Source organism: Ruegeria sp. CL5 (genome assembly GCF_056536485.1).
Genome location: NZ_JBQFPS010000015.1, coordinates 20,245 through 45,047, shown reverse-complemented (window position 1 = coordinate 45,047; position 24,803 = coordinate 20,245). Strand labels below are relative to the sequence as shown.

Annotated in this window: 20 protein-coding genes, 1 pseudogene and 1 riboswitch; all 21 genes and pseudogenes read left to right on the top strand. The window is 52.3% G+C overall.

The genetic code is table 11. The annotated features are described in order from the left end of the window. Positions 1–59 precede the first annotated feature (59 nt). On the top strand, positions 60–1,682 hold the full coding sequence (gene pseG, locus ACR0IU_RS20270) for a UDP-2,4-diacetamido-2,4,6-trideoxy-beta-L-altropyranose hydrolase (RefSeq protein ID WP_480717513.1): 1,623 nt from the start codon (positions 60–62) through the stop codon (positions 1,680–1,682). A 789-nt stretch (positions 1,683–2,471) separates the two neighbouring features. After that, positions 2,472–3,305, top strand: a complete 834-nt coding sequence (locus ACR0IU_RS20265) for an arsenate reductase/protein-tyrosine-phosphatase family protein (RefSeq protein WP_480717512.1) — start codon at positions 2,472–2,474, stop codon at positions 3,303–3,305. Continuing rightward, on the top strand, positions 3,302–4,300 hold the full coding sequence (locus ACR0IU_RS20260; RefSeq protein ID WP_480457185.1) for an ArsJ-associated glyceraldehyde-3-phosphate dehydrogenase: 999 nt from the start codon (positions 3,302–3,304) through the stop codon (positions 4,298–4,300). The genes ACR0IU_RS20265 and ACR0IU_RS20260 overlap by 4 nt, the downstream gene beginning before the upstream one ends. Further along, positions 4,297–5,562, top strand: a complete 1,266-nt coding sequence (gene arsJ, locus ACR0IU_RS20255; protein WP_480717511.1) for an organoarsenical effux MFS transporter ArsJ — start codon at positions 4,297–4,299, stop codon at positions 5,560–5,562. Before ACR0IU_RS20260 ends, arsJ begins: the two co-directional genes overlap by 4 nt. After that, entirely contained in the window at positions 5,559–6,575 is a 1,017-nt protein-coding gene (gene arsB, locus ACR0IU_RS20250) for an ACR3 family arsenite efflux transporter (RefSeq protein ID WP_480717510.1), read from the top strand. The genes arsJ and arsB overlap by 4 nt, the downstream gene beginning before the upstream one ends. A gap of 210 nt (positions 6,576–6,785) precedes the next feature. Then, positions 6,786–7,787: a glycosyltransferase family 2 protein gene (locus ACR0IU_RS20245; RefSeq protein ID WP_480717509.1), complete on the top strand. Its 1,002-nt coding sequence runs from the start codon at positions 6,786–6,788 to the stop codon at positions 7,785–7,787. Position 7,788: 1 nt separating this feature from the next. Continuing rightward, a complete protein-coding gene (locus tag ACR0IU_RS20240) occupies positions 7,789–9,153 on the top strand; it encodes a DUF2142 domain-containing protein (protein WP_480717508.1) in 1,365 nt (454 codons plus the stop codon). Positions 9,154–9,182: 29 nt separating this feature from the next. Next, the gene (locus ACR0IU_RS20235; protein ID WP_480717507.1) at positions 9,183–9,869 is read left to right on the top strand and encodes a class I SAM-dependent methyltransferase; all 687 of its coding nucleotides are present in this window, start codon (positions 9,183–9,185) and stop codon (positions 9,867–9,869) included. Then, positions 9,862–10,842 carry a lysylphosphatidylglycerol synthase domain-containing protein gene (locus tag ACR0IU_RS20230; protein WP_480717506.1) on the top strand — a complete coding sequence of 327 codons (981 nt, stop codon included), beginning with the start codon at positions 9,862–9,864 and terminating at the stop codon, positions 10,840–10,842. Before ACR0IU_RS20235 ends, ACR0IU_RS20230 begins: the two co-directional genes overlap by 8 nt. 520 nt (positions 10,843–11,362) lie before the next feature. After that, positions 11,363–12,322 carry a glycosyltransferase family 2 protein gene (locus tag ACR0IU_RS20225; RefSeq protein ID WP_480717505.1) on the top strand — a complete coding sequence of 320 codons (960 nt, stop codon included), beginning with the start codon at positions 11,363–11,365 and terminating at the stop codon, positions 12,320–12,322. A gap of 195 nt (positions 12,323–12,517) precedes the next feature. After that, positions 12,518–14,014 (top strand): DUF7056 domain-containing protein, encoded by a 1,497-nt coding sequence (locus ACR0IU_RS20220; protein WP_480717504.1) that lies wholly within the window; start codon positions 12,518–12,520, stop codon positions 14,012–14,014. A 440-nt stretch (positions 14,015–14,454) separates the two neighbouring features. Continuing rightward, entirely contained in the window at positions 14,455–15,771 is a 1,317-nt protein-coding gene (locus tag ACR0IU_RS20215; protein ID WP_480717503.1) for a TolC family protein, read from the top strand. Between the two features lie 572 nt (positions 15,772–16,343). Then, positions 16,344–16,772: pseudogene (locus ACR0IU_RS20210) on the top strand (ATP-binding cassette domain-containing protein); the annotation flags it as partial. Then, positions 16,735–17,136: a beta-barrel domain-containing protein gene (locus ACR0IU_RS20205; protein WP_480717502.1), complete on the top strand. Its 402-nt coding sequence runs from the start codon at positions 16,735–16,737 to the stop codon at positions 17,134–17,136. The pseudogene ACR0IU_RS20210 and the gene ACR0IU_RS20205, both read left to right, overlap by 38 nt. A gap of 716 nt (positions 17,137–17,852) precedes the next feature. Further along, complete coding sequence (locus tag ACR0IU_RS20200; RefSeq protein ID WP_480717501.1) at positions 17,853–19,526, top strand: acetolactate synthase large subunit; 1,674 nt, start codon at positions 17,853–17,855, stop codon at positions 19,524–19,526. Next, a complete protein-coding gene (locus tag ACR0IU_RS20195) occupies positions 19,523–20,908 on the top strand; it encodes an aldehyde dehydrogenase family protein (RefSeq protein WP_480717500.1) in 1,386 nt (461 codons plus the stop codon). Before ACR0IU_RS20200 ends, ACR0IU_RS20195 begins: the two co-directional genes overlap by 4 nt. A 112-nt stretch (positions 20,909–21,020) precedes the next feature. Then, positions 21,021–21,223, top strand: a riboswitch (cobalamin riboswitch). 130 nt (positions 21,224–21,353) lie between these two features. Then, the gene (locus tag ACR0IU_RS20190) at positions 21,354–22,139 is read left to right on the top strand and encodes a DUF4198 domain-containing protein (protein WP_319544458.1); all 786 of its coding nucleotides are present in this window, start codon (positions 21,354–21,356) and stop codon (positions 22,137–22,139) included. A gap of 6 nt (positions 22,140–22,145) precedes the next feature. Then, positions 22,146–22,757 carry a cobalt transporter CbiM gene (cbiM, locus tag ACR0IU_RS20185; RefSeq protein WP_480717499.1) on the top strand — a complete coding sequence of 204 codons (612 nt, stop codon included), beginning with the start codon at positions 22,146–22,148 and terminating at the stop codon, positions 22,755–22,757. Continuing rightward, positions 22,754–23,335 (top strand): cobalt ABC transporter permease, encoded by a 582-nt coding sequence (locus ACR0IU_RS20180; protein WP_480717498.1) that lies wholly within the window; start codon positions 22,754–22,756, stop codon positions 23,333–23,335. The genes cbiM and ACR0IU_RS20180 overlap by 4 nt, the downstream gene beginning before the upstream one ends. Further along, the gene (gene cbiQ / locus ACR0IU_RS20175; RefSeq protein ID WP_480717497.1) at positions 23,335–24,117 is read left to right on the top strand and encodes a cobalt ECF transporter T component CbiQ; all 783 of its coding nucleotides are present in this window, start codon (positions 23,335–23,337) and stop codon (positions 24,115–24,117) included. Before ACR0IU_RS20180 ends, cbiQ begins: the two co-directional genes overlap by 1 nt. Then, a complete protein-coding gene (locus ACR0IU_RS20170; RefSeq protein ID WP_480717496.1) occupies positions 24,114–24,764 on the top strand; it encodes an energy-coupling factor ABC transporter ATP-binding protein in 651 nt (216 codons plus the stop codon). The genes cbiQ and ACR0IU_RS20170 overlap by 4 nt, the downstream gene beginning before the upstream one ends. Positions 24,765–24,803: the final 39 nt, after the last annotated feature.

The window sequence follows — 24,803 nt, the reverse complement described above, 5'->3', positions numbered from 1 at the left end:
GTTCCATTGAACCGGTTTCGTACAAGCGTTAACCTTGGTTCGAAAGTTCAATTGGAGATTTGGACGTCTTGTGCTCCCAGATCGCATTTCGCGTTGATGCCTCCGCGCGCATCGGAACCGGTCATTTCATGCGCTGCCTTACCCTGGCTAACGCCCTGTCCCGCTTTGGTTTTAAGAGCCTTTTTATTTGTCGGCATTCCAATGCACTTTTGCGCCAGGCACTGAAGCGAGCCGAGCATCACATCTGCCTGCTTGGACAGGACGAGCCGAAATCTCCAATACAAACCGAGGACTACGCCAAGTGGCTTGGAGTGCCCCAGTTGCAGGACGCGCAAGACACACTAAAGGCTTTGGCCGGACAGGACATTGCCGGCCTAGTTGTAGATCACTATGCATTGGACACAGTCTGGCAAGCAAAGATTCTGGGCAGCTGGAACATCCCCATGCTTGCTATTGATGATCTATGCCGGACGCATTCTGCTCACCTGATCTTAGACGCCACCCATGCGCGACAGTCCGACGCCTATGCCACCAGTAGCGGCGAGGTGCTTGCAGGTAGCCACTATGCCCTGCTACGCTCCGAGTTTGCGGCGCAACGCACCGAGACTCTGAAAAAACGGCGCGACAAAGAGCCAGTTAGTTGCGTCCTTCTGGCAATGGGTGGCGCCGATCCGGACAATCTAACTGCAGATTTCGTGCAAGCCCTGCTGCCGGGGTTGCGCGCGCGAAACATTCGTCTCGCGGCTTTGACAGGACCGGCCTATGCCTATGCCGACAGGTTGCAGAAGCAGGCAACCACCTCTGACGGTGCATTGATCCATTACCATAACACGGAAGATGTCGCCCGAGTGCTTGCTGACGCGGATATCTGCGTTGGCGCCGCGGGCTCGTCCTCTTGGGAAAGATGTTGTCTTGGCCTGCCCACCATCGGTATCGTGATCGCGGAAAACCAGAAAGATGTGTCGCAAGAACTTGTAAAGGCCGGAGCTATCTTAGATGGTGGTGCCTGTCTCGAGGGCACGCGGTCGAAGTTCAAGGAGAACCTTGAAGACGGAAGTTGGTATCGCCGTATTCTGGCCCCGCTGATCGAAGACGTTTCTGCACGTCACCGCATGTCGGAAAAGATGGCGGCCATGGTGGACGGACATGGGGCCACGCGCGCTGCCAACCGTTTTGCAAAATTGATCCTAGGCCAGGATGCTCTCTGGCTACGCCCTGCAGAGCCTGCTGACAGCCGCTCCATCTATAATTGGCGTTATGCGCAGGACGCCGCCCGGTTCTACAATTCCCCCACCGTACCGGAATACAGCGATCACGAAAACTGGTACCTCGCGGCGCTGAAAGATTCGCGCAGACGCCTACTGATCGCGCATCAAAACCAGAGCGCCGTTGCCCATTTGCGCTTCGATCTGACCGAAATCGGAACCGAGATAGGTATTTGCGTAGACCCTCGTTTCCGCGGCCGAAAGATCGGGCGCATGGCGCTGAGTGCAGCCATGCGCTATAGTAGGCAAAATGCACTGGGAGCGATTACGGCGCGTGTGCATTCGCAAAATCAGGTTTCCATGCGCCTATTCTTAGCTGAGGGTTTTTCGAAGGTTTCGCATGAAGGCCATTTTACGGTGATGCGGTCATCTGTTCTGGATGGAGCAGGCCGGACCGCTGATGCCTGCGAGACCTAATCGTCTCCATACGCGGCGAGGTTTCTGTCTCAATTGCTTTCTAAGGTTGTGGAGATGGCGCAGGCGGGTCTATTACTCCCCTTGTAGACCGTGGTGTCCACACATTCTAATCTCTAGTTAACTAGCCTTATGTATCTGCGTCCAGTAATGAAGGCCACAGTAACACTATGGTCCAATACCTTTGCTTCAGCGGCGGTTACGTCGGGCGGGATCGAAGTGACGCACATGATCCGCAAAAGTCAACTCATGCCCAGAATCTGTCCATTCCGTCAGTTCGCGGAACTCGCCACTTATTTCCACTTCCGCAGCGCGTTCTTGTCATCCAATCAAAAATTTCGCAACAGAACCATCAAAGAATGCCGATTCTTGGTAGTTTATCAGGACTCGTACGAAGCCGGTCTCCTTCGTAGAAACCAGTTTGAATCAGGCCAGTCCCACAATGTGAATCCCTCTTGTCAACACGACCTAGACTTGAGTTTATGAATGGGGATGTCTTCTTCAGCATAAAACCATCACAGATTTTGATCAAAGAATGGAGGAATCAGTACAATATAAAACGTCCGAGATGTGTTCCGGTAATTAACCCACCATTACCTGAAACCATTGTACAGGTGTGGCAATTGTTGATCATGCGTTAATAATCAAATCGGTTCACATAGATTGGATTGATCAATCTGAATCGAGCTACCGAGTGCCGACGAACCAAACGGGATGGTTGGATTATACACTGCGTTTCCAGTTCCCAGAAAAGAGTTGCATCACAGTTTGTAATTCATATATTCATGAATTATGGAATCACATGTCTCTAACCAACTTAACACATTGGGCCATCCACATCGGCTAGCGGTTTTTCGGATGCTTATGCGGCGATATCCTGATCGGGTACCGGCTGGAGAGTTAGGTTCGGCGCTGAATATCAAGCCCAGCACCATGTCGAGCTATCTTAGTGCACTGCAGAACGCTCAGATCATAAATCAGCAGAGGGTTGGAACCTCTTTGCTTTATTCAATTAATATGCATTCTGTGCGGGAAATGCTCGACTACTTGTTCTTGGATTGCTGCCTCGGACGACCTGATTTGTGCATGCCCTTCAATTTGGGAAATGACGTCGAGGATGATCGGAAATTCAACGTACTGTTCCTCTGCGTAGGAAATTCAGCCCGCTCTATCTTTGCGGAATCTCTGCTTCGTGAAATTGCAGGGGATCGGTTCAATGTATTCTCGGCAGGGATCAAGCCTTCCTCTGAATTGAACCCTTTTGCACTTCAGGTGCTGAAAGACAAAGGCCACGATATCTCGGCTTTACGTTCAAAGAACATAGCAGAATTCTCAGGGTCGAATGCACCAGACCTCGATTTCGTTTTTACGGTTTGCAATCAGGCGGCAAACGAGGAATGCCCGGCTTGGGATGGCCAACCGATCAGCGGTCATTGGGGCATGGCGGATCCGGTCAAGGCCGAGGGTACCCATGCGGAGAAGAGCCTCGCGTTTCAAAACGCCTATGGTGCACTTAAACGTCGGATTGAGGTCTTTTCCGCGTTGCCGGTCGAAAGCCTTGATCGCCTCGCCTTGCAATCCGCCATCGATGAAATCGGCAAATCTGCCGCTGAGAGTACAACATGACAACTTATGCAGTGAATGGTCTGGGCCGGATGGGAAAGCTTGCCCTGAAGCCGCTTTTGGAACGAGGGGCACGTGTCGCATGGATCAACGACGCGGTGGGTAACGCCGCAATGCACGCGCACTTGCTAGAGTTTGATTCTGTGCACGGCCGTTGGGCTGGTTCTTTCGATCATGATGACGAAAGCATCACCATCAATGGAACGCGCATACCGTTCGTCGGAACAAACGACCTGACAAAACTGCCGCTGGATGGCATCGACGTGGTGATCGATTGCACGGGCGCCTTCAAGACCGAGGTCAAGTTGGCCCCGTATTTTGAAGCCGGTGTTAAGAAGGTGGTTGTCTCTGCACCGGTCAAGGACGGTCCGGCCTCTAACATTGTATATGGTGTCAACGAAGATACATATGACCCCAAAATGCATCACATTGTGACTGCAGCATCCTGCACGACCAATTGTCTCGCTCCGGTCGTAAAAGTCATTCATGAAAACCTTGGAATCCGGCACGGGTCGATGACCACGATTCATGACGTGACCAACACGCAGACAATGGTAGATCGTCCAGCCAAGGACCTGCGTCGTGCGCGCTCGGCATTGAATTCGTTGATCCCAACCACAACTGGATCAGCAACGGCAATTACGCTGATCTATCCGGAACTAAAGGGTCGATTGAATGGCCATGCCGTGCGTGTTCCATTGCTGAATGCGTCGCTGACAGATTGTGTTTTCGAGGTTGAACGAGAAACAACCATTGAGGAGGTCAATGGCTTGTTCAAGGCTGCCGCTGAAGGGCAACTCAGCGGTATTCTAGGTTATGAAACGCGACCCTTGGTGTCGGCAGATTATACAAACGACCAACGCTCTTCGATCGTTGATGCGCCTTCAACCATGGTGGTGAATGGCACTCAGGTGAAAATCTATGCGTGGTATGACAATGAATTCGGATATGCGCACCGCCTGGTTGATGTTGCCTTGATGGTCGGGGCATCATTGTGACGCAAAGACCCGATGGGCTGCCGGCCTACATCGCCGTAACGGCCGCCTATTGGGCGTTTATGCTGACCGATGGCGCGCTCAGGATGCTGGTGTTGTTGCACTTTCATACTCTGGGCTTCTCACCGGTGCAGTTGGCTTACCTGTTTGTTTTGTACGAGATTGCTGGAATGGTGACCAACCTCGCTGCAGGTTGGATTGCAGCCCGGTTTGGGCTCGCGGCAACTCTCTATGCAGGTCTGGCGCTGCAGATCGTGGCATTGCTTGCGCTGACGCAGCTTGACCCGCAATGGGCCATGAGTGTCTCGGTGGCATTTGTGATGATTGTTCAGGGGGCAAGTGGGATCGCCAAGGACCTGGCAAAGATGTCGTCAAAATCGGCAGTCAAACTGCTTGCCCCAACCGAAGGTGGCGGTCTATTCCGATGGGTTGCTATCCTGACAGGATCAAAGAATGCCGTGAAAGGTATTGGATTCTTGTTTGGGTCGGCGCTGTTGGCGACTTTGGGTTTCAATTGGGCCGTTTTACTTATGGCGATCATACTGGCTGTGGTTTTGGGTGCTATTCTTGCCTTCATGCCAGTCGGTCTTCCCAATGGGCGAAAGGGCGCCAAGTTCTCTGAGGTCTTTTCGAAGTCGGCCAATGTAAACTGGCTTTCGGCGGCACGGGTCTTTTTGTTCGGCGCGCGGGACGTTTGGTTTGTCGTCGGCATTCCAATCTATTTCTATGCCGTGCTTTCCGATGGCACTGAGGAAGCGAACCGCGCTGCCTTCTTTTTGATCGGCACGTTTATGGCCATCTGGGTGATATTATACGGTGCGGTTCAGGCCGGTGCGCCAAAAATCCTGCGCGCGTCTGAGCGCTCTGAACGAGATTTAATACGCGCCGCACGTGACTGGGCTGCTGCTTTATTCTGCATCCCAGCAATTCTGACTGTCGCAGCCCTGCTGTCTAGAGGGGCGCCGGTATGGCTGACTGTCACTTTGGTAATTGGCTTGCTGTTCTTTGGGGCGATATTCGCGATCAACTCTTCGCTTCATTCCTATCTGATCCTGGCATTCACCAAATCTGAAAGGGTCACGATGGATATAGGCTTTTACTATATGGCCAATGCCGCGGGCCGATTGATCGGTACCGTTCTGTCGGGCGTCACCTATCAATTGGGAGGGCTTCCATTTGTGCTGGGAACCGCAGCAATCATGATCGGCCTTTCTGCACTCATATCCTGTAAACTTACAGCACCGACCAATGAGGCAATCTTATGAGTATCTTTGAACGCTACCTGAGTGTCTGGATCGCGCTTGCCATGATCGGGGGTGTATTAATTGGCCAGACAGTGCCCGGGCTGGTCGAGGTTATCGCATCGGCAGAGGTAGCGAGCGTTAATCTGGTTGTGGCGTTGTTGATCTGGGCAATGGTCTATCCAATGATGGTTGGCGTTGACTTTAGCGCTGTCGCGGGCGTTGCGCGTCAGCCTCAGGGCCTGATCATCACCCTTGTCGTGAATTGGCTGGTAAAGCCTTTCACCATGGCGATGCTCGCTGTTTTGTTCTTTGAGTTCGTCTTCGCACCATGGATTCAACCTGAAGACGCGGCTCAATACACTGCGGGCCTGATCCTGCTTGGGGCTGCTCCGTGCACTGCAATGGTTTTCGTCTGGTCGCAACTTACAAAAGGGGACGCAACGTACACATTGGTGCAGGTCTCGGTGAATGATCTGATCATGGTTGTCGCGTTCGCGCCAATAGTAGCATTTTTATTGGGCGTCACAGAGATTTCGGTTCCGTGGCAAACGCTTGTCCTGGCAACGGTACTCTATGTAGTCCTGCCCTTGATAGCCGGGTTGATCACGCGCAGGTGGCTTGGGTCGCAAGATGCAATCGATACATTTTCGACGCGTGTAAAGCCCTGGTCGGTTATAGGTTTGATCACCACAGTCGTCATTTTGTTTGGCCTGCAGGGGCAAACGATTTTGGCCCGGCCATTTGTAATTGCGCTGATCGCTGTGCCCATATTGGTTCAGAGTTACAGCATATTTTTCTTGGCTTATGGTGCGGCCTATGCGTTGAAAGTTCCGCATCGAATTGCTGCTCCTTGCGCCATGATCGGAACTTCGAATTTCTTTGAACTTGCGGTTGCGGTTGCCATCAGTTTGTTTGGATTGAATTCGGGTGCGGCGCTGGCAACCGTCGTCGGGGTGCTTGTCGAGGTCCCGGTGATGTTGTCATTAGTGGCATTCGCAAATCGCACTCGTAGTCGGTTTGCAGTGCCGGAATAATCGCCAAAAAACTTCTTACGAACTGTCATGCGCTGATTGAATTTTGTTTCCAACCAGGAGTTCAGCGGAGCATTCCAGATCGCGCGTGTGGGGCTTTTATGCAACGTGCGTGTATTATCGCTTTTGGTCGTTTTGCGCGGAATTCATCGCTGACATAATTACAGTTTGTGAGGCTAGGAGTGGACCCGAGGTTCAATCGGGGGATCAAATATGCGCATTGCAGTCGTTATTCCCTGTTTCAAGGTCAAGCGCCACATTGAAGATGTGATCGCGCGTATCGGTCCAGAAGTAGAGCATATTTTTGCAGTCGATGATGCCTGCCCCGAAGACTCAGGTGGTTTCATTGAAAAAACAATAAAGGATCCCCGCCTGACGGTTTTAAGGCATAAGACAAACACTGGTGTGGGTGGAGCTGTCATCACGGGATACCGGGCAGCATTGGATGCAGATGCCGAAATAGTCGTGAAGGTTGATGGGGACGGTCAAATGGCCCCTGAATTGATCTCTCAGTTTGTACAACCGATCGCAGTTGGGGAAGCCGACTATGTAAAGGGTAACCGGTTCTATTCGGGTACTGCGGTGAGGGAAATGCCCTGGGTCAGGCTGTTCGGCAACGCGTTCCTTAGCTTCATAACGAAGCTATCAAGCGGGTACTGGAGCATATTTGATCCAACCAATGGATTTACCGCGATACATGCCCGTACGCTCGCCTCAATTGATCTCGACAAAGTATCCCAGCGATATTTCTTTGAAAGTGACATGCTCATTCGTCTCGGTGATCTTCGGGCTGTCGTGATCGATATTCCTATGCGAGCGGTCTATGCCGACGAAGTCAGCGGGCTTCGTGTCGGACGTGTCATGTTTGAATTTCTTTGGCGCCATTTGGTCGCCACACTAAAGCGCGTTATCTACATGTATTTTCTGCGCGATTTCTCTCTTGCGTCATTAAACCTCCTGTTCGGAGTCCTTCTCTTGGGGTTTGGGGTCATTTTTGGTGCGGTGGCATGGTCAGAGTCTGTTGCGACCGGTGTGCCAGCCACGACCGGAACCGTAATGCTTTCGGCATTACCGATTGTCCTTGGATTCCAGATGCTCCTGTTTTTTGCAAGTTATGACATTGCATCTGAACCAAAGGTCCCAATTCAACGTCTACGGATCACCCGGCGCATACCGATGCTTGTCGGCAGTGGCGCAAAGACAGACGATAAATAACATGACGTACGATCGGAGTTTGCTTGCGGTCTTGTCAGTGTTCTGTGCCGCATTGTGGATAGGCCTGCTGACACCGCCTTTCCAATCCCCCGACGAATTCGATCACGTCGAACGCGCCTATTTGCTCTCGAAAGGTCAGTTACTGTTAAGCACTGACGAGAGTCGGGCATCAGGCGGGAATGTGGACACTGGGTTGCTCGACTATATGGCGCAGTTCAAATCCTTGCCGCATCACCCGGAAGTCACGGTCACTTCAGCGCAACTGAATTCTGCGAAAGACATAGATTGGAGCGGCAAGCGCGCCTACGAAACACTGCCTGGAACAGGGTATTATTTCCCTCTTATCTATTTACCTCAAGCACTGGCTCTCGCGTGCGGAGAGTTCTTAGGTCAAAGTGTCGATGCCAGCTATAAACTTGCGCGACTTTTTACTCTTAGCGCGGGGTCGTTGATTTTGCTTGCGGCATTTCGAATTATGGTGCCTTCGGCCTTGGTGATCGCACTATTATTCCTCCCGATGACGCTGTTTCAGGCTGCATCTGCAAGCATTGACTTCATATCCACAGCGATGGTGCTTCTGATAATCGCGCTATACCTCGACATAATGAAAAGAAGCACTCGGCCAAGTATTCAAAGGATGCTTGGATTATCGGCCCTGATATTCTTACTTGCGGGGTGCCGTCTGCATATGGCGCCACTTGTGTTGTTACCCCTGACGTTCGGGGTTCGCTTTCGGAGCATTCCTGCCATTTCCCTATTCATGGTTTTATGTATCGCGATCATTTCTTGGTATGGATTTGCATTATCCATAACTAAGGATATGCGCGTAGATTTAGGTGCGACCACGACCCAGATCTTGGAATATTATGTGCTCAATCCCTGGCAGTTCGCGGACACTCTTTGGGCCACGCTTTCGGACGGACAAAGAACTCTTTACTACCTTCATACATTTTTAGGAATTTTGGGGTGGCTGGATGTGCCATTCTCTCCTCAGACCTACACTACATTATTTCTTTTTGTCCTGTTGATCCTGATGTTTGCGATACTTCAGGGAAGAATAGATGATGGGCTGTCTTCATTTGCCTTGATTTCATCTGCATTTGGTGGGTTCTTCATAGTTTTCTTTTCACTTCTAGTAACTTGGACGCCCCATCCCGCCTCAGCTATATTGGGTGTCCAGGGCCGTTACTTTTTGCTACCCATCCTACTTCTGGCCTGTCTTTTCCAATCGCGTGGAACTATCGATGGCAGGGCAAGAAAATACAGAATAGCTGAGAATGTGCTGCTGATTTTACTGTTGTCATTTTCCCTGTTCGCAACGTCTGAAGCCTTGGAAACAAGGTACTACTTCTCCAGCAACATATAGGCTTGCGTAAAATGCAGGAGGCCAACGAGATGAAAAACTTTGTAGAGAAACCGGATTGGTCGAACTATGAAGAAAATTGGCTGGCGAACTATGACGCCTCAAATTACGGCTCAAGCTTAAGTGCGCGTATTTTACGTTCGACGCATAACTTGGTTGAGAAAAATGCCGGCCTTGATGATCACTACGGGACGGTTCTTGAGCTTGGCGTTGGCACGATGGCACATTTCGGATGCGTTCAACATGGTTTCGAGCGATACATCGCTTCCGACCATGATCCAAAAGTAATCGATTGGTTAACCAATCGTAGTTGGGACCCACGCGTCGAGATCAAGCAGCTTTCAGGTGCCAGGCTGCAATTTGAAGACGATAGTATTGATCGCGTGATCGCGACCCATGTTTTGGAGCACATTCCTGATCCGGTAAGTGCGTTGGAGGAGTGGGTTCGAGTTATCCGTCCGGGCGGGGTACTATCGCTGATCCTCCCGTGTGACCCCGGACTTGCGTGGAGAATTGGGCGAACGTTAGGGCCGCGAAAACGCGGTTATGCAGCGGGTCTGCCTTACGATTATTACATGTCAGTCGAGCATGTAAATGCGATCTATAACCTGCATCAGATTATTAAGTTTCACTTCCCAGAACGCCGTACCAAGTGGTGGCCCATGCGGGCCGCAATTCCGGACATTAACCTGATATACGGGGTTAATTGCTTTGTCTGATGGGACAAAAACACTAACTCGCAATAAACGCCTCCGTTGGACACTGGCAGGGCTCATTGCAGGATTGGCGCTGCTGGTTGTGCTCATACAAAAAAGTGGAGCAACTCTGTCGGGTATTTCTGAGGTGCTGGGCAGCGTACCCTGGCCCATTTACGCGCTGATTATGTTGACGCAAAGCACCATTGTTGTGGCCGCGGCAATGAAGTGGCGGATCGTGCTTTCAGAAACACTGGATATTCAGACAATATCCTTGGGAACGGCCACCTCCGCAACGGCGACCGGTGCGCTTTTGGGGCAGATAATTTCGATACAGATTAGCGTCCCGATTGTCCGCGCGTGGGTTGCGAGCAAAAACGGCATCCGCGCCCGCGCCGCTGCGGGTACCTCACTATTCGAGCAATCGTTAGAGCTTTTGACGCTGGGAATTGCGGTATTGGCCGGCCTTGTGTTTGTTGCGTTGGGTGCGGCTTTTGCAACATTCTCTTTGATCGTACTTCTCGGGGTTGTTGTCGCTGCGCTAAAGCCTGTCCTGCGTGGGAGTGCACTGGTGGTTCATCGAATTCGTGTGATGATAGGAGAGGGCGCGGCTTTGACGTCGCTCGCCGATGGTTTGAACCAAGCTGCTGACCAAAGATCCGTGGTTCTACATAGACTTATGGGGTTGAGCCTTTTGAGGTATGTGCTGATAGCGGGTTTGAATGTTGGTCTGATGGTGATGTTTTTGCCGGGGCTCGATCCCATGCCGCTTTTCGTCGCCTTCCCTTTGATACTACTCGTTTCGTCGATCCCGTTTTTACCTGCAGGATTGGGAGTGACTGAAGTGACATGGGCTAGCGCTCTATTCCTTCAGGGCATTGACGCGGCGACTGCGGCCGAAGCTGCGGTATCTTTGAGGATCGTAACCGTCAGCGGATTCTTGTTGTGCTACCCCTTCCTTGCTGCAGCGGGAATTAGGCGGCATCAGGATCTTTGATCGTGAAAATTTCGTTATTTGTTAGGTGGGTTCAAAGCACCAATTCCCTATCATGCTGGAATCTCTGGACTGAGTAGTTGTCCAATTGGTTTTTTACTCAATGATGTGGATCAAACTATCACGGCCTATTTGGTCATTTGGGAGAACCACAAATCAGTACGCGTGATGCCCCAATCTAGCCACAATAGCCTGATGAATCGGAAACAATCTGTTCTTGTTTTGGAATTCATAGCGCAAGAGAGTAAAAAAGAATGATAAACCTAATCGCATCAGATCTGACTTGGCAAAAAGAGCCCTGTTCGAAGAGCGGCAGCAACTAGCGCCACAGGTGATCAGATGGTGCCGGCTTTAGAAATTGCTGCTCACACCGCCTGAAGTGGAGGAGATGACCTAGATTGATGTACGCGCATAATTTCCGACAGCTAGGTCGCCCAATCGCAACATCAGTTGCGACAGATAATCCTTTGAGACTAGAGTCTTCGCTGACCAGGATTGCCTTCATGATCGGAATACATACTCAATGGCGCTGCACCCCATGACGCAACCATGGCTTACAGTAATTATGCCAATCTATAATGGCGGGGACACTCTGGACGCAGCGCTGTCGTCGCTAGATGGTCAATGCGAAGGGCTTGAGATTGTCGCCGTCAATCAAGGTTCAACGGATAATAGCCGGAAACTTCTCGAGGCTGCGCGGTCACGTCTTCCAATCCGGATCATCGACAATCCTGATGCAAAATCGTGGACCGAGAATACAAATCTTGGACTGCGAGAAGCAGCTTCATCCCTTATCACAATGTTGCATCAGGATGATATTTGGTCGCCTGGTCGTGCGGCATTGCTGAAAGAAATGTCCTCACGATACCCGAATGTCGATATATGGGTTCATGGTGCGAATCTCATTGATCTTAAGGGTAATACGGTCGGCCATATGTGTCCTCCGTTCGGAGGTGCTCAGCGCGTTCTTTCATTCGAAGAGGCACTTTCGTACTTGATTGTTCAAAATACCGTTGCGTTGCCTGCCGTCATGTTCAGGCGGGATGCGGCAATGCGAAAGGGCGGTCTTGATGAAGACCTTTGGTATACTGCCGACTGGGACCTTTGGTTGAGCCTCGCACAGAATGGATTGGCTTGGGATCCCACCTGCGCTGCATCGTTTCGTGTTCATGCAGCTTCCCAGACCATGACCGGGTCGCGAGACCTGCAATCGTTCAAGCGACAATTGAAGATCCCAATGGAACGGCATCTTGTGCATCTGCCAGACGATCTCAGAAAGATTGCCCGTAAACGCGCTGATACGGCCAATGCTTTTAACATTTGTTTGGCCAGCCTGCACCATCGCAGATTGCGTGGATGTGGTTCAGCGTTAAAGGCAATCATCTCACTTGGACCGCTTGAATGGCGCGAGTTTCTCACCCGCTCACAGATCGTGAACAGGCTCGTGCCCCGGCTTAAGCTGGCGCTGAAAAGAGGAACATGAGATGAGTCCATTCAGAGCGCCTATAGATTGCGCATTTGAGGCAGACGCGGGGTTTGCTTTGACATCGCGGCACCGTGTTTTTATTGAATTGGATTGTTTTTCACATCGCGTGAGAGGTTGGTTAAATCCAGTGGCAGATATTGAGATCACGCGCGGTGAAACAAGCCAGCAGCGTTTTATGTGATAGTGCACAGGATGACGGTGCGCACAAAGATCTTGCCACAAAACCTGAACCGCGCTGAACGGTTATCGTTTGCACTCAAAGCCTTCGTTTTATTAAAGATTGCATTCCTCGTTTTGCTGGCGGTCAATACTCGTTTTGTGATGGATGAGTTTTGGCATTTTACCCAGCCCGTTTATCTGTTCGACGGAACGTTCGAGACGATCTGGCCGAAAAAGGCGGTCGGATATGCTCTGTTCTATGAATTCTCTCATCTGATCGGATGGGATGCCACCTCAATGCTGATAGCAGGCCGATTGACGACAGCTTGCCTGGCAATAGCGACCGCTTGGTGCGTCTACCTATGCACCCGTACTTTGGGGGCGGAACGTGTTACGGCTTTGTTAGCCGTTGCACTCTTGCTGAGCTTCAGTAATTTCATCGAACGCGGATTCCGCTTGCGTTCAGAACCGCTTGCCACGCTATTTGCGATTATGGCAATTCTGGTCGTCATTCGGTCTGGAACTGACCGCGCCAAGCCTCTTCTGATTGCTGGTTTGCTAAGTGGGCTTGCATTTGTAACAACCCAAAAATCAATCTACTTCAATTTTGCGTTGGGGGCCGCATTGACTATTGATGCGCTAATCATGCGTTCAGTCGCCCGAGCGGTGAAGCGTGGGGTATTGCTTTTATTGGGGTGGGCAGCTGCAATAGCGGTTTACGGAGTCCTATTAGGGGGCGCTGCGATGCCACAGGTTCTTGCCGTGCTTTTCTTTGGGCCAGCGGAACTCGCGTTCAATGGGGGCAGTTATTATGAAGGACTTGATGCGTTCGTCTGGCAAACGCTCAAGCGAAATTCCCTGCAATATGGTTTGGTGATATTTGGGCTTTTTGTTGCGGCCTCTCGATTTGCCAAATGTGATAGTGCTGCGCGGGTATATTTTACCTTTACCTTAGTGCTTTCTGCATTGGTCTTTTTTCATAATCAAACATGGCCGTACGTTTTCGTCATGGTGCTGCCGTTTCTGGCTTTCTATTGTGCCGACGCCGTCGCCCGATTGATGCTGCGGTCAGAAACTTGGTATTCGCGTGTTATTGGCATTCTGGTAATTGTTGCTGTGCTGAGCACGCTGCGAAATGTTCAATATTTGGCCCACAATAACCGTGACCAATTTGCGCTTATTCAGCGAGCAGAAGAACTACTTGAGCAAGAGGAAACCTATTTTGACGGCATTGGCATGATTCCCAGTCGTCGCATGGAGCCGCGCCTCTGGCTCGATGCACAAGCTGTCAACAATACGAAGTCTGCAGGCGAAGAATCTGTCCTGTATCAGGCGTTGCTCCGCTCCGAGCCAAAACTTGTGATATTATCTTATCGTACAGACAATCTGGGATCGGAATTTGGCGCCGTGCTTGAGGCGAATTATGAGTTGCGAGCTCCGAACATTATGATGCCCCTTGCAACAAACAATTCGGTTTTGACCGATCCACGCGATCGTATTTTACTTTTTGAAGGCGTCTACAGCTACTAAGGTTAGCCTGCGTTTTTTGGGATCGGTATCGACTTAGAAAAGAGCCAAAGGTTCATACTGGGCTCGAGCGCCGATCTTCTGGATGCGGGTGGCGGTATCGACAGGTCGATTGTGGCGCAGGTAGATGACGTCAACCGTGATTTGAAGCTTGAATTGATGATATCTGGCTGGATATTGCGATCACGGATGAGGAACAGGCCGACGCAGTCGACAATGCACTGCAGATCGAAGGAAGTGGTCTTTGGCTGCGTGCAGATGGTGCATTAGGGGCGGCACGTGCGCAGTTGTTGTCACGCTTTAATCTAAATATGCGAGCAAAGCATAAGGTTGTTTCTCCGTCAAAATACCCTTTTAACGAGAACTTTGAATAGCACTTTGTTAAGAATATTGACCGATGATTTGTTGTCTGGCGCATAATTAATACCAGGAGCATTGGCATCATGAATGCTTGGTTGTCGGTTTTGATAACCACGATAGTTTTGGCAGGTTGCACTGAAGATATTCAGGGGACTCAGTCCTTTGATCCGACCGCAAATCCCGTGGAAGCACCCGCATCAAGTAGGAACAATCTGAAGGGAAGCGTTGCACATACCGATTTTGCCGAGCTGGTACGAACTTCGGTCGCTACTTCACCCACGACAGCCGCAGGCACCGCGAACGTTCTGGCATCGAAGTCTCGAATCGACGCAGCGCAGGGGGCGTTTTTGCCGCAGATAGAGGCCGAGACGTCTTTGACGTCTGGCGGTGATCCGGTTCCAATCCTGCGGTTGAGCCAGATCATTTATGATGGGGGCAAAGTCAACAGTCGCGTAGGATTGCGCCAGATCGAAGCCCGGCAGACATGGTTAAGTGAGTTGTCAGAGCTGAACGCATTAAGTTTCGAGGCCATAGAAACCATAGTCAATCTGGACCGCAATCGTCGCCTCGAACAGCAGGCTCGGCAGAATCTGGACCGCACGGATGTATTGGTTGACGACCTCCAGTCACGCTTTGATGCGGGGGCTGGATCTGTTGCAGATCTGCTGGCCGGGCAAGGGCGCAGGTCAAATGCCGAGGCAGAACTGGCACAAGCGCAGACTGAAGTGGAACTGGCAACCGCAAACTGGGTAGAAGTTTTTGGGACCCGTCCCGGTGTTATTCCGACGATCCCACCGGCCCCGGCTTTGGCTGGGTCTTCGGCGCAGGAGATGGTTGAGCGCAGCCCACGTTTACGGACTCAGGTTGCCGTTAGCCAGGTGCGCCAGCAAGAAGTTATCGTTGCGGAACGGGCGACTCGGCCGACCCTGTCCGCGATTCTTGAGACTGATTTCGATCAGGGGTTCATTGACGATGGGGCGCAGGCTCGATTGGGTGTGACAGTTCCGATTTACCAAGGTGGTTCCGCACGGGCCAACGTGAAATCGGCGCGCGCGAATCTTCAACAAAGCCAAGCCGATGAAGAGGAGTTGCGCCGCGAGTTGCAGCGTAATCTGTCTCGGGCGCTGGAAGAGACCAATTCAATCCAACGGCGGCTAGCGACAGCCCGACGCGCGGTCGAGATCAATGAGCAGGCGCTAGATGCTGCACGGGGTCAGTTTAATATTGGGCGCAGCACATTGGTTCAGATATTGGATGCATTGCGCGAACTGAACCTTGCACAGGTGCGGGTAATTCAACTTGAAGCTCAAGCGCGTCGCGCCGAATATGCTGTGCTGGCGGTCACCGGTGACATCCTGGACGCTTTGGGTGTCGCTCAGCCTACCGATCCGACCTTGTGACAGTCCCGATGAATTCAGCCACATCCGACCCGCTGATCAATCATCTCCGACTATTAACGGAACATCTAGGCCATGGTTTGTCCGAGGCAGATCTTTTTGGGGTTTTTAAAGGGCAAGTCTGATGCTTATGCCGTCGAAGACGCTGTAAGTGCGTTGAAGTGGCGGGTTACAGGGCGGATTTCGGCAAGGCGCGGTTGTTGAAGCTTGATCCGATCCTCTTTCCTGTTCTGGCCTTTGATGCCGAGGGCTCCCCTTTTGTAGTGCGGGATAGAGAGGATAAGGATCGATTTCCAGTGATTGATGCCAGTACTGGATCATCCGAGCCGCAGATTTTGCGGCGACAGGATCCGCGTCCGAGCAAAGCGCGCGTGGTTTAACACCAGATCGATGTGATTATGGTTCAAGAGTTCGACGTCAGCCTGGCCGGCGCTATTTGTCTCGGCGCAGGATCGAAGGTCAGATTGACTTCAAAGGTGTCAGTTTTGCTTACGATGACGCGTTGGGTTCGATTCTTAAGGATATCGAATTAGCGATCAAACCGGGGGAAAATCGCGATATAGGGCCCGGTTGGGTCTGGGAAAAGCACTCTGGCGCGCTTGATCTTGGGTTTGTATGAACCTGATACCGGGACGGTCATGCTGGATGGTCTGGATGCGCGTGCCGTGGATCCGGCGGATAAGATGCGCAATATTGGCGCTGTGTTGCAGGATTGCTGGCTGTTCTCAGGGACGCTGAAGGAGAACATCATTTCTGGCCGGTTTAGACAATCTCTTCCGGCTTCGGTCGCTTGTTTGCCATTCTTGGTCCTCCATTTCTTAAACATAGCGGTGGACTATTTCAGATGGGGAGGCTCACAAGCTGGCTCCGCTTGGAACCCGTATTCCAGCCTTTCAGACCTGCCTCGCACGTGCCGAAATTCGCGCACCGACACGCGGCATTGTCAATCAGGTTTTGATTTCGACTTTGGGCGGATTGGTCCATCTGGGTCAGACCGTAGTTGAAATCGTACCGATTTGTGAAACCGTCACAGTCGAGGCCTTTGTCGCGCCGGATGACATTGCATTTATTCGACCTGATCTGGAGATAAAGGTGCGTATTACGGCATATGACGCTTCACGCTATGGTGAACTGGACGGGCAGGTAACGCGCATCGGTGCGGGTTCGGTACTTGCCCCGGATGAAGAAACGTCAGTCTATGTCGTGGAGATATGGCTGGTTGGAGCGTTGACGGATGCGAATGGGCAGAATCTGGGCGTGATACTGGGTATGGTTGCTCACGTTGATATGCTGTCCGAAGCAAAAACAGTGCTCGAGTATCTGACAAAGCCAGTCATCCGCGTAAAGGACAGGGTGTTTCGAGACTGACGGATTACGCCTGTTCTGTCTCTGCGCTCATTTTGTTACCGCGTTGATATCACTTCACCAATACGTGATGAGCCCTGTGCTGGATTATGGCCGTTCCAGTTCCAATCTAGTTTGAATAATCAGCCATCGACTTGATTGCGGCGTACCTAGGCTGGGCCTAAGTCGAACCAAGAACGAGCCAAACAAACATGTTGCAGTTATCTAGTTCTCTCGTTGGCCTTGCAGTTCTTTGGCTCGTTGTGATTCACGTCTGGGTAATCACCCAATTCAATAGGACCATGAGGCGTAATTATCCCGTGGTCGCCCGATGTTGTCACGTTTTTGAGCGTTTGTGCGGGTTATTTTGGCAATATTTCTTTGTTCAGGATCGTGCGGAAACGCCCCTCAATTGGTCAGAGCAGTCAGGGATTGGGTGCGCCGATAAAAATGCTACTTCAACTGTCCCGTTCGGGTCGACGCGTGATTTGCGCTCCATTGGTGCAGTTCATTTTGCGCATTGCCCATTGCTGACAGTGGAGCAGGGAGCGAAAGGTCACTAAGTTGCGATTGTTGGAGAGTAAGCGCGGAACCCAATTCCGAGGACAAGCTGTTTCCCAAGCGACAGCGATTGCAAGACGGCGGTTAATCGATGGACCTGAACCTCGTTCAAAATGGTGGTACATTTAGTTTCGTGGCCACCCCAAGCTCACCGATCTGTCGTGAAATCAGGAGATTACATGTCTACCAATGACCAAATCGTATCGCCAATTAATAAAGCTTCTGATCTGCTGGTCGCAGCGCTTGAGGCGGAGGGTGTTGAGTACATCTTTGCTGTTCCGGGAGAAGAGAACCTGGATGTTCTGGAATCTCTAAGAACCTCAAAAATTGAGTTGGTTCTCACGCGTCACGAACAAGGAGCGGCTTTCATGGCTGCGACCTATGGACGTCTGACGGGTAAGGCCGGGGTCTGCATGGCGACGCTGGGGCCGGGGGCTACGAACTTTGCCACACCAGCGGCCTATGCTCATCTGGGTGGTATGCCGCTGATCATGATCACGGGGCAGAAACCCATCAAGAAGTCGAAACAGGGCCAGTTTCAGATTGTCGATATTGTTGGGCTGTTCGATCCGATCTGTAAAATGTCCAAACAGATTGTACACGGCAACACTATCCCCTCATTGATCCGCGAAGCCTTTCGTGTCGCGCAAGAGGAACGCCCCGGCGCGGTTTTGTTGGAACTTCCGGAAGACATTGCAGCCGAAGAGACTTCTGAGCATGTTCTTGAACCGCATCAGCGTCACTATGCCGTGGCCGGTGATGCAGTTCTGACCGAAGCGGCTGAGATGATCCGCGCTGCCAGGATGCCGCTTTTGCTTTTGGGGGCCGGGGCGAACCGAAAACACGCCCGCAGCGCACTGAGCAAGTTCGTGAACGATACTCAGATTCCATTTTTCAATACTCAGATGGGTAAGGGTGTCGTGGATGAGCGGTCCGAACTGTTTTTGGGCACAGCCGCTCTGTCGGATGGTGATTATCTGCACTGCGCCATCGACCGTGCTGATCTGATCGTCAACGTGGGTCACGATGTTGTGGAAAAACCGCCGTTCTTTATGGAAGAGGGCGGCACCAAAGTGATCCATGTTAACTACAAGGCCGCGCAGGTTGATCAAGTTTATTTCCCTCAAGTTGAAGTGGTTGGTGATCTGGCGCAATCCATCTCCAAATTGGGTGAGTTCCTGCAAGGACCTTTGGAATTTGACCGAAGTTACTTCCAGCGGGTCAAAAACGAGACCGATCTACACACATCAGAAGGCGCTGATGATCCGCGCTTTCCGGTCATCCCCCAGCGGTTTGTAGCTGACACACGTAAAGTCATGGGGGACTGCGATATCATCGCTTTGGACAACGGTATCTACAAAATTTGGTACGCCAGAAACTACCAGGCCTATCAACCCAACACGGTTCTGCTGGACAACGCGCTTGCGACCATGGGGGCAGGCTTACCTTCGGCCATGATGGCAGCGAAGCTATATCCTGAGCGTAGGGTTATGGCCATTTGCGGTGACGGAGGGTTCATGATGAACAGCCAGGAGATTGAAACCGCCGTTCGTCTTGGCCTCAATCTTGTTGTTACTGTTCTGAATGACAGCTCGTACGGAATGATCCGTTGGAAGCAGTCGGATGCGGGGTTTGATGATTGGGGATTGGAATTTAAGAATCCTGATTTTGTGCAATACGCTAACAGCTATGGTGCTACGGGTCATCGGGTCGAAAGGACAGAAGATCTGGTGCCAACCTTTGAAAAAGCGTTTGAAGCAGGTGGTGTGCATCTGATCGACTTGCCGGTCGATTACAGTGAAAACCAACGCGTTCTCATTGATGAGCTTGCGGCGAAGGTCTGTCTGATATGAGTAATGTTGTTGAAGTTCTGAACCCGTTTGATCTTGAGAAAATCGGTAGTGTCGAGGTTAAAAGCTGGAACGATATCAATGTCATGTTGAATGTGGCACACGGTCTGCACCGTGATCGAGGCGCTTGGTTGCCTGCTTACAGGCGGATTGAGGTTCTGAAGAATACAGCTCGGATCATGTCCGGCCGCGCGGAAGACCTTGCGATGCTAATCGCCAGCGAAGGTGGCAAACCCTTGATTGACGCGCGCATCGAAGTGACGCGTGCCATTGATGGTGTCGAGCTGTGTATCCATGAGATCGGTCAGATGGCGGGTCGGGAAATACCGATGGATCTGACGGCGGCAGGATCGGGTCGGATTGCCTTTACACAGCGTGAACCTATCGGCGTAGTGGTTGCCGCAAGCGCGTTTAACCATCCGTTGAACTTGATCGTACATCAGGTGGCGCCGGCTGTGGCCACTGGATGCCCGGTCCTCGTCAAACCGGCACTTGATACACCACTGTCATGCGAAGCATTTGTCGACATCCTGTACGAGGCTGGCCTACCAAAGGAGTGGTGCCATCTGACAATTTGCCAAAATGATGTAGCTGAACGGATGATCACGGACGCGCGTGTCGGATTCTTTTCTTTCATCGGATCGGCACGTGTCGGTTGGATGCTGCGCTCGAAGCTGGCGCCGGGGACGCGATGCGCGTTGGAGCACGGCGGAGCGGCGCCAGTTATCATCGATGAGACAGCGGACATTGATGCCATGATCCCCTTGTTGACCAAGGGTGGATTTTATCATTCCGGTCAAGTTTGTGTCTCGGTTCAGCGTGTTTTTGCTCCATCAGGGATGGCGGAAACGGTCGCTCGAAAGTTGGCAGAAGCCGCCTCAGCGCTGAAGGTGGGTGATGCCCGTGACGCCAGCGTGGAATGTGGGCCACTGATCCGTCCGGGTGAAGTTGATCGAGTAGAACAATGGGTAGACGAAGCGGTTGCGGGAGGTGCCCGCGTAATGACAGGGGGTAAACGGCTGGGCCGAACGACCTATGCTCCGACTGTCCTTCTAAACCCACCCGCTGATGCGAGCGTGTCCACCTCCGAAATCTTCGGGCCGGTCGTTTGTGTTTATGAATATGATGATCTTAGTGCTGCATACGAAGCTGCAAACGCTCTTCCTTTTGCATTTCAGGCGTCGGTCTTTACCAAATCCCTGGATACAGCAATGCATGCCGTGCGGTATTTGGACGCCACGGCCGTCATGGTGAACGATCATACTGCTTTTCGGGTCGACTGGATGCCATTCGCGGGTCGCCGTCAATCAGGGTACAACACCGGCGGTATCGGCTACACCATGCATGACATGACGCAAGATAAGATGGCTGTAATACGGCTGTGAAGAAGCTGTCAGGATCGATCCGATGCTGGTCGAGCGAATGTGGGTACTCTAATTTCGCAAATGGCCCGCTTAGTGACGGAAACGATTGTTGACCGTGCTTTGCATGTTCTGGCATGAACACGCCATGTTCGGTTCCGGGGGATTCCCCTGGAAGCAATAGGGAATGTAGTGCGGTGCTCTTCGCGCCAAATCTGCAACTGCCCCCGCAACTGTAAGCGGCGAGCGCGGCTGACAATGCCACTGGGATATCCCGGGAAGGCCAGCATAGCGCTTTGACCCGCAAGTCAGGAGACCTGCCGAACACGCGCCCTCGGAAAGGGTGCTCATTGTCGGCGACGGGGTGTGCGCCTTATCCGTTTGTCTCGGTCGACGAACGGACGCGGGCCTTCCCCAAGTCAAAACCAAATATGTGCCGGGGAAGGCGCGACCTGAGAAGGACTGAGTTTTGAAGAAATTGCTTTTGGCAGCAGCAGCTGCTGCAGTGATGCCTGCGTTTGCGAGCGCTCATTTCCTAATGGAATACACAGAAAACACGATGATCGAGCGACCCGGTGATGTGCCGGTAAAGCTGATATTCTGGCACCCGTTTGAAGCTGGTCATGTGATGACGCTTGAAAAACCGGAAGAATTTTATGTGATCCACAACGGCAATAAAACCGATCTGCTGGACACATTGGAAGAAACCACATTTGACGGCCCAGACAACAGCGCCAAGGCGTTCAAAGGCTCGGTCCCGGTGAAGCGTTCGGGCGACTATGTGGTGGTGACCGTTCCTGCGCCTTACTACGAAGAATCTGAGGATATTTATATCCAGCAGATCACCAAGGCCTATCTGAACCGAAATGAACTGCCCACCGACTGGGATCAGCCGCAAGGTCTGGCAACAGAAATCCTGCCGCTTAACAAGCCCTACAACATCATTGCTGGCTCAACTTTCACGGGTCGCGTGCTGAGCGATGGCAAACCAGTTGCAGGGGTCGAGATTGAGATCGAATACATCGCCGCCGCCCCTGACCTCAAAGGCACGGGCGCCGCTGCACCGACGGTGTCACCGCTGCCAGGTGGTGCGCTGGTAGCGATTTCGGACGAGAATGGCTATTTCAGTTTTGGTGTACCCAAAGCCGGTTACTGGGGTTTCGCCGCTCTGGGCTCTGGTCCGAAAACCGAGCATGAAGGTAAAGAGCTGAGCCAGGATGCCGTGATCTGGATCCGCGCCTGGGATCTGGAGTAAACCCTTATGCACATTGTAGATGGTGCTCTTTCGAACCCTGTCGTAATCGGCGGTGCGATCGCTGCTGCAGGCGGGATTGCAATGGGGCTGAGGTCGCTGGATCTGGATCGCATTCCCACAGCGGGTGTTCTGTCAGCCAGTTTCTTCGTTGCTTCGCTGATTCATGTGCCGATTGGCCCATCTTCTGTGCATCTGATCCTGAATGGCCTGGCCGGGCTTTTGCTCGGTTGGGCCGCCTTTCCGGCTTTGTTTGTAGGGCTGCTGTTACAGGCTGTATTCTTTGGATTTGGCGGATTGACTGTGCTTGGGATAAATGCGCTGAATATTGCCCTTCCGGCGGTACTGACCTGGATGATCTTTGGCCGCCTCATCGCCCGAGGCTCGGCCATTCAGGGGGCGATTTGGGGCGGTATCGGGGGGGCGTTCTCAATCGCAGCCACAACCGCGTTTGTTGCCATTTCACTGGCGATGTCCGGTGACGCGTTCCTGCCTGCGGCCAAGCTGGTGTTTTTCGCCCATATACCGGTTATGGGCATTGAAGCCATGCTTACGGGGTTTGCCGTGATGTTGGCGCGCAAGGTGAAACCGGAACTGTTCAAAAAGGCGGTTTTAACATGAAACAACTGGTTGTTATTGCCACGCTGATGCTCACACCAATTTCGGCGCTCGCACATAAGGTCATCGCGGGGGTTTTCCCCGCTGGCGAAGCGATCGAGGGTGAGCTGGGGTTCTCCAATGGCGATATGGCAAGCGACCAGGAAGTTTTCGTCTACGGCCCCGATGGTGCTGAACTAGGTCACACCGTTACCGATGGAGACGGGTTCTTTTTGTATATCCCCACAAAACCTGTTGCGCATACCTTCAAGGCCGATCTCGGCGCGGGCCATGTGGCTGAAGTGACCATGTCCGCAAACGAGGTGGCCGAAATCATGGGAGTTGCCGTTGAGGTTGCGGAGATCGGTGCTCAGCCGACGACTGTTGCAAGCGTTGGAACCGTGATGGTTGCGTCTCTGTCCGATCAAGAACGCGCCGCGATTGCTAAAGTGGTGCGCGACGAAACCCGCCCCTTGCGCCGAGAAATTGCCGCCTATCGCGAACATAACGATATGCAAAGTATTTTGGGGGGCATCGGGTATATCGTTGGTCTCTTTGGTGTCGGGTTCTATTTCGCCGCACGTCGCAAGTTGGCCGCCTGATGGCACATGCGCTGGAACCCCAGGCCAAAACTCTGGCCGAGGCAGGTGGGATTGAGCCCTACGGGGTGATCGCGGATTTGGATCCGCGGATGCGCATCGCGATAACATGTCTCTTTGCCGCCGTCACCGTTGCACTAAGTTCAATCCCCTCATTGTTGATCGCGCTTTCAGTTTCGATCGGGCTGTTGCTGATGTCACGGTTGCCCATTCGCCGAACTCTTAAACGTATGGCGATGATGGACAGCTTTATCATCTTCATGTTGGTGCTTTTGCCATTCTCCATGCCCGGAGACACCATGTTCACCCTCTTTGGATTTGCGGCAAGCTGGCAGGGGTTCTGGAAAGCCATTGAGATCGCGCTGACGGCAAACGCCGTGATATTGGCGCTGATGGTCCTAGTAGGGTCGATGGAGCCTGTCACATTAGGTCATGCATTGCACAAACTTCGCTGCCCGGAGGTGCTTGTGCATCTGTTGATGTTCACGATCCGCTATATCGAGGTGCTGCGCGAAGAGTACCTGCGTCTGCGCGGCGCGATGAAAGTCAGAGGTTTCCGACCGGGCACCAACTGGCACACCTATCGCAGCTTTGGTTATCTGGTCGGTATGATGCTGATCCGCGCCATTGAACGTTCCGAGCGCATTCTGGACGCGATGAAGTGCCGAGGGTTTTCGGGTCGGCTTCTGTTGTTGCAGGAATTTAACCTGACCCGACGGGATTATTGGTTTGCCACGATGATGTGTGCGATTTGTGTCAGCCTTCTTATTCTGGATTTTCAATGACGATCCTTAAGCTCGAAGACATTTGCTTTTCGTACCCGGGTCACGCCCCGGTTCTGGACAGAGCGTCGCTGCAGCTTGAGCCTGGTCAACGGTTGTCGATTGCAGGTCCAAATGGATCAGGAAAATCCACACTTTTTCGCATTGTCCTTGGCCTTCAAGCGCCCTCTTCTGGGCGCGTGAACATCTTTGGTAAGGATAGGTGTGTCGAGGCTGACTTTCACGAGGTTCGCCGCCGTATAGGATTGGTGTTCCAAGACCCTGACGACCAGTTGTTTTGCCCGACCGTGGCGGAAGATATCGCTTTTGGCCCGCTCAATCTTGGGCGCAGCACGACCGAAGCGCTTGCCATCGTTGACAAAGTGCTGAGCGATCTGGATTTGATGCATCTGCGCGACCGTATCACGCATAAACTTTCAGGTGGTGAAAAACGGTTGGTGACCCTTGCCACCGTACTTGCGATGGAGCCTGAGGCGTTACTATTGGACGAGCCGACCAACGCGCTTGATGCCAAGAATGAAGCACGGCTTCTGGAAATTTTGCAGGGATTACCTCAGGCGATTCTATTGGTCAGTCATGCCCCTGCGTTCCGCCGCTCGTTGGCGCCCGAGACCCTCGAGCTCCGACGTGGGAAGCTTGTAACGGTGTAAGGCTGATACGCTGCGATCGGATGCCGCGCGTTGGCGGCA

What these genes read in the sequence shown, in the direction of transcription:
- ACR0IU_RS20265 (WP_480717512.1), top strand. Translation starts at nt 2,472, where the DNA reads ATGGAATCACATGTCTCTAACCAACTTAACACATTGGGCCATCCACAT.
- ACR0IU_RS20260 (WP_480457185.1), top strand. Translation starts at nt 3,302, where the DNA reads ATGACAACTTATGCAGTGAATGGTCTGGGCCGGATGGGAAAGCTTGCC.
- arsB (WP_480717510.1), top strand. Translation starts at nt 5,559, where the DNA reads ATGAGTATCTTTGAACGCTACCTGAGTGTCTGGATCGCGCTTGCCATG.
- ACR0IU_RS20245 (WP_480717509.1), top strand. Translation starts at nt 6,786, where the DNA reads ATGCGCATTGCAGTCGTTATTCCCTGTTTCAAGGTCAAGCGCCACATT.
- ACR0IU_RS20240 (WP_480717508.1), top strand. Translation starts at nt 7,789, where the DNA reads ATGACGTACGATCGGAGTTTGCTTGCGGTCTTGTCAGTGTTCTGTGCC.
- ACR0IU_RS20235 (WP_480717507.1), top strand. Translation starts at nt 9,183, where the DNA reads ATGAAAAACTTTGTAGAGAAACCGGATTGGTCGAACTATGAAGAAAAT.
- ACR0IU_RS20225 (WP_480717505.1), top strand. Translation starts at nt 11,363, where the DNA reads ATGGCGCTGCACCCCATGACGCAACCATGGCTTACAGTAATTATGCCA.
- ACR0IU_RS20220 (WP_480717504.1), top strand. Translation starts at nt 12,518, where the DNA reads ATGACGGTGCGCACAAAGATCTTGCCACAAAACCTGAACCGCGCTGAA.
- ACR0IU_RS20215 (WP_480717503.1), top strand. Translation starts at nt 14,455, where the DNA reads ATGAATGCTTGGTTGTCGGTTTTGATAACCACGATAGTTTTGGCAGGT.
- ACR0IU_RS20200 (WP_480717501.1), top strand. Translation starts at nt 17,853, where the DNA reads ATGTCTACCAATGACCAAATCGTATCGCCAATTAATAAAGCTTCTGAT.
- ACR0IU_RS20195 (WP_480717500.1), top strand. Translation starts at nt 19,523, where the DNA reads ATGAGTAATGTTGTTGAAGTTCTGAACCCGTTTGATCTTGAGAAAATC.
- cbiM (WP_480717499.1), top strand. Translation starts at nt 22,146, where the DNA reads ATGCACATTGTAGATGGTGCTCTTTCGAACCCTGTCGTAATCGGCGGT.
- ACR0IU_RS20180 (WP_480717498.1), top strand. Translation starts at nt 22,754, where the DNA reads ATGAAACAACTGGTTGTTATTGCCACGCTGATGCTCACACCAATTTCG.
- cbiQ (WP_480717497.1), top strand. Translation starts at nt 23,335, where the DNA reads ATGGCACATGCGCTGGAACCCCAGGCCAAAACTCTGGCCGAGGCAGGT.
- ACR0IU_RS20170 (WP_480717496.1), top strand. Translation starts at nt 24,114, where the DNA reads ATGACGATCCTTAAGCTCGAAGACATTTGCTTTTCGTACCCGGGTCAC.